Origin of the sequence: Nocardiopsis sp. TSRI0078 (assembly GCF_001905145.1) — a bacterium.
Lineage (GTDB): Bacteria > Actinomycetota > Actinomycetes > Streptosporangiales > Streptosporangiaceae > Nocardiopsis.
The window spans coordinates 296,027-312,833 of record NZ_LWLB01000033.1 but is presented as its reverse complement, the minus strand read 5'-3'; the positions used below and the strand labels follow the sequence as shown (position 1 = coordinate 312,833).

The following is a 16,807-nucleotide window of genomic DNA, read 5'->3' as shown; positions in this document are numbered from 1 at the left end:
GGAAAGACGGATGAAACTAACGCCTAATCATACGTCAATGTCGTACAACGTGCGGGTATAACCGGATCCACGTCCGTGCGGCCCCGTCCCGAGCCCTCCCCACCCTGAAGGCGAGCACCCGATGAGTCAGCAGTACGTCGCCGCGATCGACCAGGGCACCACGTCGAGCCGCTGCATCCTCTTCGACCGCGACGGACGTATCGTCTCGGTCGACCAACGCGAGCACAGGCAGATCTTTCCCAAGCCCGGATGGGTCGAACACGATGCCGAGGAGATCTGGGCCAACGTGGAGGTGGTCATCCGGGAGTCCCTCGTCAAGAACGAGATCACCCCCGACCAGATCGCCGCCGTCGGCATCACCAACCAGCGCGAGACCACCCTGGTCTGGGACCGCGAGACCGGCGTGCCCGTCCACAACGCCATCGTCTGGCAGGACACCCGCACCGACGGCCTGGTCCGCGAGCTCGGCGGCGAGGCCGGGCAGGACCGCTTCCGGGAGAAGTGCGGGCTGCCGCTGGCCACCTACTTCTCCGGCCCCAAGCTGCGCTGGCTGCTCGACAACGTCGACGGCCTCCGCGGGCGCGCCGAACGCGGCGAGGTCCTGTTCGGCACCATGGACACCTGGATCATCTGGAAGCTGACCGGCCGCCACGTCACCGACGTGACCAACGCCAGCCGCACCATGCTGATGAACCTGTCCACCCTGCAGTGGGACCCCGAGATCCTGGACGCCATGGGCATCCCCGCGGGCATCCTTCCCGAGATCCGCTCGTCCTCGGAGGTCTACGGCGAGGCCCGCGGCCACCTGGCCGGAACCCCCGTCGCGTCCGCGCTCGGCGACCAGCACGCCGCCCTGTTCGGCCAGACCTGCTTCGACCCCGGCGACGTCAAGGGCACCTACGGCACCGGGACCTTCCTGGTCATGAACACCGGCACCGAGCCGGTGACCTCCGAGAACGGCCTGCTCACCACCCTGGGCTACAAGCTCGGCGACGAGCCGGCCGTGTACGCCCTGGAGGGCTCCATCGCCGTCACCGGGTCCCTGGTGCAGTGGCTGCGCGACAACCTGGGCCTGATCTCCACCGCGCCGGAGATCGAGACGCTCGCCCGCACCGTGGAGGACAACGGCGGCTGCTACATCGTGCCCGCCTTCTCCGGCCTGTTCGCCCCGCACTGGCGCAGCGACGCGCGCGGCGTCATGGCGGGCCTGACCGGCTACGTCAACAAGGGCCACATCGCGCGCGCGGTCCTGGAGGCGACCGCCTGGCAGACCCGCGAGGTCGTCGACGCGATGAACGCCGACGCGCCGACGGAGACGACCACGCTGAAGGTGGACGGCGGCATGACCGCCGACAACCTGCTCATGCAGATCCTCTCCGACGTGCTCGACACCGAGGTCGTCCGGCCGATGGTCGCCGAGACCACCTGCCTGGGCGCCGCCTACGCCGCCGGCCTGGCGGTGGGCTACTGGCCCGACGTGGAGACCCTGCGCGTCAACTGGCACAAGGCGGCCGAGTGGACCCCGAAGATGGATCCCGCCGTCCGCGAGCGCGAGTACCACAACTGGAACAAGGCCGTGCGCCGCACCCTGGACTGGGTCGAGCACGAGGACGGCGAGTAGCGCGGGGCGCACACCCCCACCGAACGACCGACTCCCAGGGGCCCCGGCTGCCACCTTCGGCCCCTGGGAGCGGCCCGCGGGGCGCCGAACGCGCCCCGCCCCATCCCATCCCTGTGACGGGTGTGTCTGATTATCCCTCCTGTGCCCCGACCCCTCGGTCCGCACCGGAGGATGAGACCCCCCGTGACCCTGTTTCCCCCTCACGGGGCGGAGGTCCCCATGGTGTATCTGGCAGAGTTCATCGGCACGGCGATCCTGACACTGCTCGGCTGCGGCGTCGTCGCCGGTGTCTCACTCGCACGGTCCAAGGCCCTCGACGGCGGCTGGATCGTCGTCACCTTCGGCTGGGGCATGGCGGTCGCGATAGCCGTCTACGTCGTCGGCGCCACCAGCGGCGCCCACATCAACCCGGCGGTCACACTCGGCCTGGCCAGCATCGGCGAGTTCGACTGGACCCAGGTGCCCGGCTACGTGCTGGCCCAGATGGCCGGCGCCTTCACCGGCGCCGTCCTCGTCTACCTGGCCTACCTCCCGCACTGGAAGGTGACCGAGGATCCGGAGACGAAGCTGGGCGTGTTCAGCACCGGCCCGGCCATCCGCAGCACGGTCGCCAACTTCGTCACCGAGGTCATCGGTACCGCGATGCTGCTCCTGGGTGTGCTGGGCATCGGCTCGAACTCGGGGTACGTCTCCGTCGACGGCGTCGACCTGAGCGGCCTGTTCACCAACGGCCTCGCACCACTGCTGATCGGTCTGCTGGTGCTGGCGATCGGACTGTCGCTGGGCGGTCCGACGGGATACGCCATCAACCCGGCCCGCGACCTGGGTCCGCGCATCGCGCACGCGCTGCTGCCCATCCCGGGCAAGGGCCCGTCCGGCTGGGGCTACGCCTGGCTCCCCGTGGTGGCACCGCTGGTGGGCGGTGTGATCGGCGCGTGGATCTGGCGGCTGACCGGCTTCGGAGCCTGATCCGTCCCCCCGCGCCACCCAGGGCGCCCGGCGTGTTCGCCGGGCGCCCTCACCCTGTCGGGTACCCCTCCCCGCCGTCCCCCGTGGCGCGGGGAGACCGGCGGGCGACCGCTTCGGCTCATGAACACATGACGTTCGACAATGCCGCACCTCTTACGCACCATGTGTTCACATGCATCCCCTCAGCAACTCTAGAGCGCTCGTTCCTCCACCAGAATCTCGACATGGGACCCCCAGCGGAGCCAGACCACCCCTCCTTCTTCACTAGCGTTCGGCATTGTCGTATTATGTGACCGGTACTCGCCTGAAACGCGGAGCCCGTTCAGCTGCACGCGAGACCCCCGCCATCCCTCCGAACGGACGGAGCACCAGCCATGACCACCCACGCCACCCCGAACCGCACCGCCTCCGCGCGCTCCCGCACCCGGGACGAGCTCACCCGGGGGACCTTCGACCTCCTGGTCATCGGCGGCGGCATCCTCGGCACCTCCGTCGCCTGGACCGCCACCCAGGCGGGTCTGCGCGTGGCCATGGTCGACGCCGGGGACTTCGCCGGCGCCACCTCCAGCGCCTCCTCCAAGCTGGTGCACGGCGGCCTGCGCTACCTCCAGAGCGGCCAGGTGCGCCTGGTCGCGGAGAACCACCGCGAGCGCCGCTCCCTGGCCTCGGACGTGGCGCCGCACCTGGTCAACCACATGCCGTTCCTGGTCCCCGTCTACTCCGGCGGTCCGCACGGCGCGGCGAAGATGGGCGCCGGGGTCTTCCTGTACTCGGCCCTGTCGGCCTTCGGCGACGGCGTGGGCCGCCTGCTCTCGCCCGCCCAGGCGCGGCGGCTCGCCCCCGGCCTGCGCACCGACGGCCTCCGGTCGGTGGCCGCCTACAGCGACCACCAGATGAACGACAGCCGGATGGCCGTCATGACCGTGCGCGCCGCCGTGGACGCCGGGGCCGTGGTCCTCAACCACGCCGAGGTCGCGGGCCTGCGCACCACCCGGGGCCGGGTCAGCGGCGCCGACCTGCGCGACCGCGTCGACGGCGGCGAGTTCGGGATCGACGCGCGGGTGGTCCTCAACGCCACCGGCCCGTGGGTGGACCGGCTGCGCCGCATGGAGGACCCGTCCGCCTCACCCAGCGTCCGGCTGTCCAAGGGCGCCCACCTGGTGCTGCGCACCCCGGAGCCGTGGCGTGCCGCGCTGACCATCCCCGTGGACAAGTACCGGGTGTCGTTCGCCATCCCGTGGGAGGGCAGGCTGCTCCTGGGCACCACCGACGAGGAGTACACCGGCGACCCGGCCGATGTGTCGGTGCTGCCCTCGGACGTCGACCAGATCCTGGGCGAGGCGGAGCTGGGCATCGACGCCCCCTACCTGGACGCCTCCCACGTCGACTACTCGTTCGCGGGCCTGCGCGTCCTGCCCGGAGGACCCGGCGGCACCAGCGCGGCCAAGCGGGAGACCGTGGTCAGCCAGGGCCGGGGCGGAATGCTCTCTGTGGCGGGCGGCAAGTGGACGACCTACCGGCACATCGGCCGGACCGTCCTGGAGGAGCTGCGCCGGGTGAGCGCGGTACCGCTGGCCGAGGACATGGCCGACCCTCTGCGGACGGTACCGCTGCCCGGCCTGGCCAGCCCGGACGCGGTGACCCAGCGGCTGATCATCGACCGTGCTCCCGGCGCCCGGATGGACCCGCTGGTGTCCCGGCACCTGGCGTCGCACTACGGCAGCCTGGCGATGGACATCGCGGCGCTGGTGCGCGAGGAGCCGGAGCTGGGCGAGCGCATCCACCCCGACGGCCCCGACATCTGGGCGCAGGTGGTGTTCGCCCGGGACCACGAGTGGGCGGTGACCGCGGACGACGTGCTGCGCCGCCGCACCACCGTGACCGTGCGCGGCCTGGACACCCCGGAGGTGCGCCGGCGTACCGAGGCCCTGCTGGGGGTGTGAGCCCCCGCGGGGCGCCGCGGCCCCGGAGGCCCCGGCACACGCGAACGCCCCGGGAGGCTCTGCCTTCCGGGGCGTTCTGCGACGTCTACGTCCTAGATGGCGACGACGTTCTCGGCCTGCGGGCCGCGCGTGCCGGCGACGACGTCGAACTCCACGCGCTGGTTCTCCTCGAGGTTGCGGAAGCCGCTACCCTGGATCGCGCTGTAGTGAACGAAGGCGTCGGGGCCACCGTCGTCGGGGGAGATGAAGCCGAAGCCCTTCTCGCCGTTGAACCACTTCACAGTTCCCTGAGCCATGTTTTCTCCTTCAGCTCGGTGTACACGGACGCATACTCACGTCCGAAAATTGCCGCGAGCCGACTCCAAGAGAAACCGCCCGCCGGTCACAAACTCCGCGGGCAAGACACCAACTGCGAAATTCAACGACTAACAATCTTCTTCGAACTTACCACAGCCGGACGCCCCGGCGAAGGATCTCGGTGTGGCAACACGCACGTCACGCCGAGGAATACTCGCGGAGCGAACGGGGTACGCGTGTGACGCACGTGATGGCCACGCCGATGTCACCCTCTGTTCACACCGCGGGTACCGGCGTGCCGTTCGCGCACGTCAGGACGCGTACGCCCGCGTCCTCCCCCGGGGCGGGCGCGCACCGGCCGTGATCGAAAGGGCGCGCGGCCCCCGGGCGGAGTGCCGCCGGGGCGGCGTCCGGCGGCCGGGACGCGGGCCGGGTCCGGCGGCGTTCGGGACAGCGCCCGCAAGAGCACCCGAACCCGCACACCCGCCCGCGAATCCGGACCATACTCCCGGGTTCGGGCGTCGAATTTCCGCCTTTCGGCGGCCGCTACCGCGCTCACGGAGAGGATCGCGGAAAAGCCGAGGCGCCCGCGGGGGGTGGACGGGCGCCGGGCGGGGGAAGGCAGGGACCTCAGCCCTGGTCGATCCCCACGAAGTGGTTCTCCTCGGCCTCGATGAGCGGTGCCGACTCCCCGTCGTCCGCCGTCGGCAGCGTGACGTCCTCGGGCGGGTTCGCCTCCAGTTCGGCGTCGACCTCGGCCCAGGTGCGGTGCAGCTGCGGCACGCAGGAGAGCAGGTGACGGCTGTAGGGGTGCAGCGGGTTGTCGAACACCCTGGCCGTCGGCCCCATCTCCGCGATGGCGCCCTTGCGCAGGATCACCGACTTGTCGCTGACGTAGTTGCCCAGCGACAGGTCGTGGGTGACGAACAGGATGCCGAGCCCGCGCTCCTTGAGGTCGGCGAGCAGGTTCAGCACGTCGATACGCGTGGAGGCGTCCAACATGCTGATGATCTCGTCGGCCACCAGCAGCTTGATGTCCAGCAGCAGCGCCCGCGCGATCAGCAGCCGCTGCAGCTGGCCGCCGCTGAGCTGGTGCGGGTACTTGCCGAGGACGTTGCCCGGGTCCAGGCGCACCGTGGCCAGCGCGTCCAGCACCTTGTCCTTCCAGACCGCGTCCGACGTCCGCGGGAAGTAGGAGCTGCGGACCATCTCGAAGACCCGGTCGGCCTTGAAGATCGGGTTGAAGCAGCTGAACGGGTCCTGGAAGACCCCCTGCACCCTTCGGTAGTACTCCTTGCGCGCGGCGTGGCCCCGGATCGTGGTGATGTCGGTGCCCTCGAAGGTGATCCGTCCGGCGGAGGGCCTGAACAGGCCCAGCACCATCTTGCCGATGGTGCTCTTGCCGCTGCCGCTCTCACCGATCAGCGAGACGACCTCGCCCGGCTCCACCGTCAGGCTGACGTCGCGTACGGCGCGCAGGCGGCCACCGCCGAACGCGCCCACCCTGTACACCTTGTGCACGTGGCTGAGTTCCAGCACGGTCTACCTCACCCCGTCTTCCAGCATGCGGCCCAGTGGCCGGGTTCGATCTCCACCAGCGGCGGCTGTTCGGAGCACTTGGAGAACGCCATCGGGCAGCGGTCCTTGAACCGGCAGCCGGTGGGCGGGTCGAGCAGGCCCGGCGGGGTACCGGGGATGCCCTCCAGGCGGCCCTGCACCGTGGTGGTGCCGACCTCGGGCAGGGCGCCGATGAGCATCTGGGTGTAGGGATGCCTGGGCTCGTTGATGACGGTCCCGGCCGGCGCCTTCTCCACGACGTGGCCCGCGTACATCACCATGATCGTGTCCGCCATCTGGTACACGAGCGAGATGTCGTGGGTCACGAAGATCATGCTCTTGACGTATCCGCGGTCGCGGAACTCCACCATCGACTCGGCGACGGCCCGCTGCGTGGACACGTCCAGGGCCGAGGTGACCTCGTCCGCGATCAGCAGCGACGGGTCGAGCAGGGTCGAGATCACCATGACCACGCGCTGCTTCATGCCGCCGGACAGCTCGATCGGGAACCGGTTGAGCACGTCCGGGTCCAGGCCGACCAGCTCCAGGCGGCGCCGGAGCTCGTCGGCGACGTCGGCGGGCCGCACACCGCGTGCGCGCAGCAGCTCGTCGACCATCCGCCCGATCTTGCGGGTGGGGTTGAGGGCGCTCATCGCGTACTGCGGGATGAGCGAGATCTCGTGGTACCGGAGGGGAACCATCGCGTTGTCGTCCGCGATGGGCACGTCCTTGCCGTCCAGCTCGATGGTGCCGCCGACGTGGCGCATCCGCGAGTCCAGGCGGATCAGGCTCTTGCCCAGGGTGGTCTTGCCGCAGCCGGACTCGCCGGCCAGGCCCATGATCTCCCCGTCCGCGAGGTCGAACGTGACGCCGTCGAGGGCGTGGACGTCCCCGCGCAGGGTCTGGTAGTAGACCTTCAGGTCGTTGACGCGCAGGGTCATTACAGCTCCCGCAGCTTGGGGTTGAACACTTCGTCCAACCCGACGTTGAGGATGTACAGCGAGCCCACGATCACCGTGATGCCGAGCCCCGGCGGGATGAACCACCACCACATGCCGAGCTGCAGGGCGCTCCAGGCGACGGCGCTCTCCAGCATCAGTCCGAGGGACACGCCGTTCGAGGGACCGAGGCCGATGAAGTCCAGGCCCGCCGCGGTGAGAACGGCCCCGCCGAAGAGCAGGATGAAGGACATCACCAGGTAGGAGCTCATGTTGGGCGCGATCTCGGCGGTGATGATCCTCCACGTGCGCCGCCCGCTGAGCCGGGCCAGGTCCACGTAGTCGCGGGTGGCCAGCGACAGCGCCTGCGAGCGGACCGCGCGCGCCGCCCACGGCCACGTGGTCAGGCCGATGAACACGCCCTGCACGAAGAGGCCGCGCACGTCCAGGTAGGCGATCGCGACGATGAGGACGACCAGGGCGGGCAGGACCAGGACCACGTTCGTGATCATGTTGAGGATCTCGTCGACGATCCCGCCCTTGTATCCGGCGACGAAGCCGACCGCCGTGCCGATGAGGAAGGCGACGCCGCCGCCGAACACGCCGATGAGGAACGTGGAGCGCACACCGATCACGAACTGGGCCCAGATGTCCTGGCCGAACGTGGTGGTGCCGAACCAGTACTCGCCGTTGGGCGGCTGGCTCTTGGGGCCGACGTACTCGTTGGGGTCGTGGTCGACGAAGAACGGGCCGATGATCCCGATCAGCAGGAAGACCAGGACGATGCCCAGGCCGATGAGCAGCTTGGGGTTGCGCCGGGCGAAGTGCAGGGTCTCGGAGACCTTGCGCTCGCCGGCCGGCTCCGCGGAGCCGGCCTTGTCCGCGGCTCCCGGTGCTCCAGCGACGTTCGTCATGAGGAGCCTCCCGTCATCTGGACCCGGGTGCGCGGGTCGATCAGCACGTAGACGATGTCGATGATGAAGTTGGCGACCAGCACCCCGACGACCACGAACAGGAAGATCCCCTGGAGGAGGAAGAAGTCGCGGCTGTTCAGGGAGCTGAGGATGAGGGTGCCGAGGCCGGGGTAGTTGAACACGATCTCGGTGAGCAGGGCACCCGCGATGAGCGTGCCCAGCTGCACCGCCAGACCGGTGATCTGCGGCAGCATCGCGTTGCGGAACGCGTAGCGGCGGATCAGCTTGCGCGGGGCGCCGAGGGCCTGGAGGTAGTTGGCGTAGTCCGCCTCCAGCTCGTAGATGATCATGTTGCGCATACCGATCGCCCAGCCGCCGAGCGCCACGATGAACAGGGACAGGAATGGCAGGAACCAGTGGGCGAGCAGGTCGGAGATGAACAGCCAGCTGAACTCGGGGCGCAGGGAGAAGCTGTAACCGCCCGCGACGGGGAAGATCCCGGCGATGATGCCCAGGCTCCAGGCCAGCAGCAGGGCCAGCCACATGTACGGGGTGGCGGTGAGGACGTACCCGACCGGCAGGACCGTGTTGTCCAGGACCTTGCTCCGCGCGGCGAAGGCGCCGAAGCGGTTGCCGACGATCCAGCTGAGGATGATCGCGGGGAGCAGCAGCCCCAGGGTGTAGGGAACCGACCGCAGGATGATGTCGAGGACCGGTTCGGGGTAGAGCATCGTGCTGATGCCGAGGTCGCCGCGGAACAGTCCCGACCAGAAGCTCAGGTACTGCTGGTGCAGCGGGGTGTCGAGTCCGAAGACGTCGTTGTAGTAGTTGGTCATGCGCTCCAGGGCCTCGGGGTCGCTGACCTGGGCACGGGAGAGCATGCTCCGGACGGGGTCGCCCGGCATGAAGCGCGGGATCATCCAGTTGATGGTGACCGCGACGATGAACGTAAGCAGGTAGACGAAGAGCTTACGACCGATGTAGCGCCACACACGTTCCTCCAGGTGATGGCGGCGGACAGTCGAGTGGCCCCGGCGGGGGCACGGTGCGGATCCCGTGGGGGGCCGCACCGTGCCCGCTCGCCCGGGGCTTCCCCGGCCGGGCGTTTCTCGCGCCGTGGCCCGGCCGGGAATGGGGAGTGGCAAGCGGTGGGAAGGGGAGGCTCTCCTCCCCGCCCCCTACTCGACCGGTTCGATCTCCGCGAGGGTGGTGATGGCGCCCAGCTCGAACCAGCCGTTCCAGAGCGTGGCCGGAGTGTTGGGCGTGTCCTCGTGCTCACTGGGCCAGTTGGTCCAGCTCGAGTTGGTGGACTGAGCCCAGAGGCCGTTGTACCAAAGCGGGATGGCCGGGAGTTCCTGCAGCTGGATCTCCTGCAGCTGCGAGGTGATCGCGGCCGCGGCCTCGGTGTCGCCCACGGGAACCGCCGCGAGCTGCTCGGTGAGGTCCCACGCCTCCTCGTTCTCGTAGCGGTGGAAGTTCACCGTGCTCTGCTGGTCCTGGACGGGCAGCTGGAAGAGGTAGTCGTAGTAGGTCCACGGCGTGTTGCTCAGCTGCCGCTCGTTGTTGATGAGCAGGTCGAACTCACCGGCGTTGCGGTTGTCCACCAGCAGGTCGAACTCGGGGAACTCGGCCGTGACGTTGATACCGACGGCCTGGGCGTGCGACTCGATCAGGCGGGCCGCCTCCATCCAGTCGGTCCATCCGGAGGGGACCTCCAGGGTCAGCTCGATGGGCTCGCCGTCGGGCGTCTCGACGAAGCCGTCGCCGTCCTCGTCGAGGTAGCCGGCCTCCTCCAGGAGGCCCACCGCGTGGTCCGCGTCGTACCTGAAGCCCTCCTCGGCGACCAGCTCCTGGTCGATGTAGGCGTCCCACTCGGGCAGCAGGCCGGTGGGGCTGGCCGGCTGGACGAGGTTGGCGTAGGGGCCCTCGACGATCTCGGTGATGTTGATGGCGTGGGCCAGGGCCTGGCGGAAGGCCGTGTCGTCGAGCGGCGCGCGGGTGAGGTTGGGGATCAGCCACGCCGTGTTGGCGCTCTTCATGTACGGAGGACCGTCGTAGAAGCTGGTGACGTTCTCGTTGCTGTTGAGGACCTGGTCGATCCCCGGAAGGAAGTTGTTCGAGAGGTCGACCTCGTCCTGGTTCAGCATGCCCATCGTCACCTCGTTGGAGGCGTTGACGATGTCGATGATGTACCGGGCGTCCATGTCCATGTCGAGGGCGTCGACGGCCCACCAGTCGTCGTTGCGCTCCCAGACCATGCGGTCGTCGGTGTGCGACTCGTAGACGTAGGAGCCGGTGCCGACCGGGTTCTCGTTGGCGCTGTCCGTGATGTCGGTCTCGGCCATGTCGCCCCAGATGTGCGCGGGGACGATGGGGTTGGAGTAGGCCCAGTTCATCCACTCCTGCGGACGGCTCTCCGAGAAGGTGACGGTGACCGTGCGTTCGTCGGTGGCCTCGACGCTCTCGACGTAGTCCCAGACGTTGCCGTAGGGGACCCCGTCGAGCTGGCCGAGCTCCAGTGTGGTGACCACGTCCTCGGCGACCAGGGGCTCGCCGTCGGTCCACGTCACGCCCTCGCGCAGGGTGATCTCGTGGACGTCCTCCGAGGTCCACTCGTCGCTCTCGGCGAGCCAGTGGATGTACTCGCCCGCCTCCGTGTCGAAGAGGAAGAGCGGTTCGTAGACCAGGCCGATGGTGCCGACCGCGTACTGACCCCTCATCATGGGGTTCCAGCTGGTGGGCGGACCCCATGCGGTACCCGTGGTGTACAGGGTCTCGCTCCGGGGGTACTGCCCCGAAGTGCCGCCGTCGTCCCCGCCGCCACCCGAGCACGCAGTGGCCGTGATGGCCAGTGCCGCGAGTGCCGCCGGAAGCCGCAGAGATTTCATCTCGACTCCTCCTTCCACCCGGCCGACCCGTGGGGGGACCCCCTCCATGACCCGGAGGGGTGGGAGCGCTCCCAGTAGTGAGCGCGCAGGGTCGTTGCTGAACCGGGTAAGTGACGTTAACAACAACACGTCCGCCGGAAGCCCGTCAATGCCCGACACTTCGCTGTTATTCGCTTGTAACAGCACAGATGCGGGTATGTCAGTAAGTTCGCCCCTACTGAACCGGTTCCGGACACCTTCCCGTGCCCCCTCCGGGCAGGGCGGACGGGAGCCCGCGCTCCCGGCTCCTCCGACGGGGAGGGCGGAGCGGGACCGGAGCCCGCCGTGTCACGCCCCCAGGGGGCCCGTGCTCGCCCGCGGGTACAGCTCGCCCCGGGGGGCCTCCCGGGTCTCCACCGCCCCGCCACCGATCGCCGCGCCCAGCATCAGGGCGGCCTGGCGGCCGTAGGAGACCACGTCGCGGACGATCGCGGTCAGCGACGGGCGGACCAATCGGCACAGCACGGAGTCGTCCCAGGCCACGATGGACAGCTGGGAGGGCACGTCGACGCCCATCTCGTGGGCCACGCCCAGTCCGGCCACGGCCATCAGGTCGTTGTCGTAGACCAGGGCGGTCGGCCGGTCCGTGGCGGCCAGCAGCCTGCGCGTGGTCCTCGTGCCCGCCTCGCCCGTGTAGTCGGCGTACACCGAGCGGGCCTCGCCCAGCCCGGCCTGCTCCGCCGCGTCCAGGAAGGCCCTCACCCGCGCCCGGGTGTGCATGAACTCCTCGGGGCCCGCCACCTGGACGATGCGACGGTGGCCGAGCGCGGCCAGGTAGTGGACGACCTCGCGCATGGCTCCGGCGTCGTCGGTGTACAGGCAGGGCAGGGAGCCCGTGCCCTCGGGGCCGCCCAGGAGCACGGCGGGCAGGGAGAGCTCCTCCACCACCCGGACGCGGGGGTCGTCCACGCGCAGGTCCACCATGATCACGCCGTCGACGCGGCGCTCGGCCGACCAGCGCCGGTAGGCCGCGATCTCGGCGCCCATGTCCTCAGTGACCTGCAGCAGGAGGTCCACCCCCGAGGAGGCCAGTTCCGTCTCGATACCCGAGACCAACTGCATGAAGAAGGGTTCCAGGCCGAGCGAGTGGGCGGGGCGGTCGACCACCAGGCCGATCGCCCCGACCCGGCCGCCGGGCGAGAGCGCCCGCGCCGGGCTGCTGGGCGCCCATCCCAGGTCGCGCGCGATCGCCAGGATGCGCCCGCGGGTCTCCTCCGAGACCCCCGGGCGCCCGTTGAGGGCGTACGACACGGCACCCTTGGACACCCCGGCGGCCTTGGCGATGTCCATGATGGTCGGACGCCGCATCAGTCCCCCCATTCGTCCCCCTGATCACAGAAAACTGAACCGGTTAAGCAGACGGCTAGGGATTGTACTGCATGGGCTCGGGGAGCTCTCCGAACAAAGCCTCCCGTCAATCCCGTGAGCCTCCCTGGCACCCGGGGCACCAGTAGAGGGTGCGCCCGGCCAGTGCGGAGGAGGCGATCGGCGAGGAGCACACGCGGCAGGGGTCGCCCGTGCGGTAGCAGACGTAGAGGGTGTCCGGTCGGGGCACGGGACGGGCTTCGGGGTCGGGGCGGTGCTCGGGCAGGGTGGTGATGATGTAGCCGTCGCGCACGCCGTCGCGGAGCAGCCCGGCGAGGTCGTCCCACAGCCGTGTCCACTGGTCGAACGTGAGGTCGCGGCCCGGGGTCGTGGGGTCCAGGCCCGCCCGGAACAGCGACTCGGCCCGGTAGATGTTGCCGATCCCCGCCACGACGTCCTGGCGCATGAGCAGCGCGGCGATGCTGGTCCGGGAGCGGCCGACCACGCGCCAGGCCCGCTCGGGATCGGCGTCGGCACGCAGGGGATCGGGGCCCAGCCGGTCCTGGACGGCCCGCTTCTCCTCCTCGGTGAGGACCTCGCAGGCCGAGGGGCCGCGCAGGTCGGCCCAGCCGGAGGAGTTGACCAGCCGGGCGCGTACCGCGCCGACCGGTGCGGGCGGCAGGACGAAGCCCTCGTCGTCGCGGGCCAGTTCCCGTCGGGCGCCGCCCCCGGCCCGCGGCGCGCCCAGATGGCGTTCGCCGTCGGCGTCGCCGAAGGACCAGGCGCCGTACAGGCCCAGGTGGACCCGCAGCCACTCCCCCGAGTCGAACCCGAGGAAGAGGTGCTTGCCGTGCGCCTCGCTCTCGGTGAGGACCCGGCCGTCCACGCGGGCGGCGCCGTCGGCGAAACGGCCCTGCGGGCTGCTCGCACGCACCGTGCCGCCGCCGAAGGTCTTGTCGAAGTGCGCCGCCAGCCGGTGCAGCGTGTGGCCCTCAGGCACCCGTGTTCCCCTCTCCCCTCAGCCCGAAGCAGTGGACGAACCACCGCGTTCCGGGCGTTCGGCCCCAGGGTAGTGCTCCCGCGCGGCCCGTCCGGCCGGTCCGCGGGCCGCCCGGACGGTGCGTCAGCGGGCGGTGAGGATCTCCTCCACGAGGGTGCGCGGGTCGGCCAGGCAGCGCCATGCGGGCACCAGCACCACGGGATCCCCGGTGACGCGGTTGAGCGACTCCCCCCGGGCGAGCAGGTGGCGCAGGGACCGGCCGTCGGGTTCGCGGTCGAGCAGGAGCAGCAGGCGGCGGGACCCGAACCGGACCACCATGTCGGCGGTCCAGCCCTCGGCCGTCTGCTGGAGGGTCACCTCCGTACCCACCCGGCGCAGCTCCGCCACCAGAGCGGAGGCGGCCGGGTCGGCCCGCACCGCGCAGGCGCCCGAGGCCACCGCGTCCAGGTCGCCCAGCGGCCCTCCGTCACCCGACCAGTACCCGCGGTCGCCCACCACCACCAGCCGCTGGCGGGTACGGGTCAGCACCGACGACCACAGGTGGCCCATCCGGCGGATCCGGCGCTCGGCGATGGTGGGCGCGCCGAAGGTGAGCATCGGCGAGAGCACGGTGACGTCCACCGCGTCGCGGTCGCACGCCAGGAGGTCGGGGCCGCCGACCCGCACCTCATGCCGCAGGACGCGCGTGCGCAGCAGGCGGCGGATCAGGGCGACCTGGGGCTGGGCCGGCGCGACGACCGCCACCACCCGTCCGCGCGGCAGGTGCTCGTCGATCTCGTCCACCACCACCGCCACCCGGTAGGCCTCGTCCCGGTTGACGTAGGACGCGCCGGGGGCCGTCTCGCAGACACCGGCGACGTCGCGCCACTCGAACGCCGGGCCCCCGGCGGGGTCGGGGGTGGTGCGCACCGTGACCCTGCCCCCGTAGCAGTGCCGTGAGGCGGCCTCGGCGAGCCGGGGCGGTGCCCCGTCGTGCTCGTCCAGCCACATCAGGGGCGGCGCCGCCCGGTACAGGGCCCGTATCGCCGAACCCATGCCGTGGCGCAGTCCCCGGTCGTCCAACTGGTCCACGGCCAGCCCCGCGGTGGCCAGCGCACGGCGTTCCTCCTCCGGTTCCAGCGAACTCGCCGGCCCCGGGTGCGCCGGGTCGCCGAGGACCACGGCGCGGTGGGCGCGATAGAGCGCGGGCAGCAGCTCGGCCACCCGGGTGCGCTCCGCACCGACCACGACGACCAGGTCGAACAGGCCCGCCTGCGGCGGCAGCGCCCTGACCTGGTCGGTGCGGCACATCCACGCGGGCAGGGTGTCGAGCAGGCTGTCCAGTCCGGGCCAGCCGTTGCCGTGGTACCAGTTGAGGGTCTCCAGCCGGTTCTCGATGGCGGCGCGGCCCCGCCACAGCCGGGGCTCGGCGACCGAGCGCAGGCGGGCGGCGCTGGAGCCGCGGTGCCGGTCCAGGGCGTCGGCCAGCTCGGCGGTCAGCTCGCCCAGCGGCGCACAGCGGGTGCGCCGGTCCACCGCCGACCGCCACTCGCTCTCCAGACGGGCGACCGCGCACAGTCGGTCGAGGCTGTCGGGGTCGGTGTCCACCCCCAGCTCACGGCGGACGGCGCCACGGTGGCGCAGCCCCGAGAGGACGCCCGCCCGGGCGCGTTCGGCCCGCCGCAGCCAGTACTCGGGACCGCCGCGCTCCGGGGTGAAGAGGGAGTCGGGGTCCCACCCCCGGGCGATGGCGCGGCCGCGTTCCTCCGCCAGGTAGGCGAGCGCGTGCCCGCCGGAGGCCATGGTGTCCATCGTCCGCCAGGCCTCGCGGACCCGCGCCCAGTCCTCGGCCGGGTCGGCCCGGTGGGCGGGAAGGTCCTCCCCGCCGGAGTCGGCCCGGGCCGCGGACATGCTCCGGGCGTGCTCGGTGAGGAGCCGGGTGAGCAGCAGCACCTCGGCGGCGCGGTGCTCGCTTCCGCCCGCACGGACGAGGGAGTGCGCGGGCGGGATGTCCGCGCGGGCGCCGATCTCGGCGATGTCGGTCTCGGTGCGCCCGCAGACCAGGACGCGCCGGCCGTTGCTGACGGCGGTGCGGACGAGGGTGTCCACCAGGTCGTGCACACCGCTTCCGGGGGGAGCCGCGGCCACGGTGAGCCGCTCGCGCATGGCGGAGTCCAGCACGGCGTACTGGGACTGGCGGAGGGGGAGCGCGCAGACCGGGACGGTGGAGCCGTCGGTGTCGGCGGACGGGGGGACGGCCCGGGCGGTGCGCCGGGGGCTCCCCCGGCCGCCGAAGAGCCGTCCGGGGGGAGCCGGTGCGGTGGTGTCGGCCCGTCGGGCCGTCGTGGTCCGCCCGAGAAGGGGCTCCAGCGCCGTCCCGCCGATGGCCTCGGGATCGAGGCCGTCCCGTTCGGAGGGGTCCAGATCCGCGAGGACGCCCTCGACGCCGCCGGGGCCGTACCCGTCGGCCCCGTGCCGGCCTCCGGGACCGGCGCGGAGGAACACGGCGACGTTGTGGGCGCCGTCGGTGTCGGTGCGCGGGGTGCTCCGGGTGCCCAGGGGGGCGATGTCGTCCACCCTCTCGACCTCCAGCCGGGCGAGCAGGGCGCGGACCTTGGCCGCGAGGTCGGCGACGGCGGCGGGGCGGCGCAGGGGGTCGGGCGCCCCCGAGCGCAGCCGGGTGCGCAGCTCGAACAGGTCCTCGGGGTCGGTGACGCCGAGCCGCTCCAGCAGGGCGGGGTTGACGTCGGGCGGGCCGACCGCGCGGACCAGTGTGCCCCCGGGTTCGGCGCGGGGGTCGCCGCCGTCCTCCACGGCCAGCACGTCGACGACGAGCAGGGGCAGGGCGAGGCGGTCCTCGCCCTCTCCCAGCAGCACCAGCGGGTAGCCGTAGCGCGGCGCCTGGCCCCGGCTCCGCGCCAGGCGCAGGACCCGCGCGGCCTCGGGGGAGAGCATGAGGGTCTCCCGGGCTCCGCTGAACAGGGCCTCGGGCCCCGCGGGCAGGCAGGCGCAGCTGTCGGAGCCGAGCTCGTCGGCGCGGACGGGGTGGGTGTGCACGGCCTCGCGGCGCAGGCAGGCGCGCAGGTAGGCCAGGAGGGACCGGACCTCGTCGCGGTCGATCGGCGGCTTCCAGCGCAGGGAGGCGCTACCGACCCCCGACCGGCTGACCTGGCCGGCGGCGGGCGGGCCCCCGAGGACCCCCTGTTCCGCTCCCGGCACGTACCCGTGTCCGACCGCGTGCCCGTCGTCGCGTAGTGACCTCACGTATCCCCCCGGACCCCGGTCTCGTGACCGGGCGGCTACCCTCCGCTAGCAACGCCCATTGTGGTGGATGGGCCCGCACCGGACCCGCGGAAT

12 protein-coding genes are annotated in these 16,807 nt (G+C 71.4%); 3 read left to right on the top strand and 9 right to left on the bottom strand.

All coding sequences use genetic code 11. The annotated features are described in order from the left end of the window. Positions 1-121 precede the first annotated feature (121 nt). The 3 genes from glpK (at position 122) to A6A08_RS20560 (ending at position 4,533) form a co-directional block, all read left to right on the top strand. Positions 122-1,621, top strand: a complete 1,500-nt coding sequence (gene glpK / locus A6A08_RS20570; protein ID WP_073704259.1) for a glycerol kinase GlpK — start codon at positions 122-124, stop codon at positions 1,619-1,621. A gap of 219 nt (positions 1,622-1,840) precedes the next feature. Then, complete coding sequence (locus tag A6A08_RS20565; RefSeq protein ID WP_073704258.1) at positions 1,841-2,590, top strand: MIP/aquaporin family protein; 750 nt, start codon at positions 1,841-1,843, stop codon at positions 2,588-2,590. A 374-nt stretch (positions 2,591-2,964) separates the two neighbouring features. Then, the gene (locus tag A6A08_RS20560) at positions 2,965-4,533 is read left to right on the top strand and encodes a glycerol-3-phosphate dehydrogenase/oxidase (RefSeq protein ID WP_073704257.1); all 1,569 of its coding nucleotides are present in this window, start codon (positions 2,965-2,967) and stop codon (positions 4,531-4,533) included. 92 nt (positions 4,534-4,625) lie between these two features. Here A6A08_RS20560 and A6A08_RS20555 read toward each other — a convergent pair whose 3' ends face one another. From A6A08_RS20555 to A6A08_RS20515, 9 genes are all read right to left on the bottom strand, one after another. Then, positions 4,626-4,829 carry a cold-shock protein gene (locus tag A6A08_RS20555; RefSeq protein WP_073704256.1) on the bottom strand — a complete coding sequence of 68 codons (204 nt, stop codon included), beginning with the start codon at positions 4,827-4,829 and terminating at the stop codon, positions 4,626-4,628. A 631-nt stretch (positions 4,830-5,460) separates the two neighbouring features. Next, positions 5,461-6,369, bottom strand: a complete 909-nt coding sequence (locus tag A6A08_RS20550) for an ABC transporter ATP-binding protein (protein ID WP_073704255.1) — start codon at positions 6,367-6,369, stop codon at positions 5,461-5,463. A gap of 8 nt (positions 6,370-6,377) precedes the next feature. Next, positions 6,378-7,328: an ABC transporter ATP-binding protein gene (locus tag A6A08_RS20545; protein WP_073704254.1), complete on the bottom strand. Its 951-nt coding sequence runs from the start codon at positions 7,326-7,328 to the stop codon at positions 6,378-6,380. Continuing rightward, positions 7,328-8,239: an ABC transporter permease gene (locus A6A08_RS20540; RefSeq protein WP_073704253.1), complete on the bottom strand. Its 912-nt coding sequence runs from the start codon at positions 8,237-8,239 to the stop codon at positions 7,328-7,330. Before A6A08_RS20540 ends, A6A08_RS20545 begins: the two co-directional genes overlap by 1 nt. Next, positions 8,236-9,231, bottom strand: a complete 996-nt coding sequence (locus tag A6A08_RS20535) for an ABC transporter permease (protein WP_073704252.1) — start codon at positions 9,229-9,231, stop codon at positions 8,236-8,238. The genes A6A08_RS20540 and A6A08_RS20535 overlap by 4 nt, the downstream gene beginning before the upstream one ends. 186 nt (positions 9,232-9,417) lie before the next feature. After that, positions 9,418-11,127: an ABC transporter substrate-binding protein gene (locus A6A08_RS20530; RefSeq protein ID WP_083609202.1), complete on the bottom strand. Its 1,710-nt coding sequence runs from the start codon at positions 11,125-11,127 to the stop codon at positions 9,418-9,420. Between the two features lie 327 nt (positions 11,128-11,454). After that, positions 11,455-12,474, bottom strand: a complete 1,020-nt coding sequence (locus A6A08_RS20525; RefSeq protein WP_073704250.1) for a LacI family DNA-binding transcriptional regulator — start codon at positions 12,472-12,474, stop codon at positions 11,455-11,457. A 106-nt stretch (positions 12,475-12,580) separates the two neighbouring features. Further along, positions 12,581-13,471: an Fpg/Nei family DNA glycosylase gene (locus A6A08_RS20520; RefSeq protein WP_073704249.1), complete on the bottom strand. Its 891-nt coding sequence runs from the start codon at positions 13,469-13,471 to the stop codon at positions 12,581-12,583. Positions 13,472-13,594: 123 nt separating this feature from the next. Then, entirely contained in the window at positions 13,595-16,714 is a 3,120-nt protein-coding gene (locus A6A08_RS20515; protein WP_073704248.1) for a DNA2/NAM7 family helicase, read from the bottom strand. Positions 16,715-16,807: the final 93 nt, after the last annotated feature.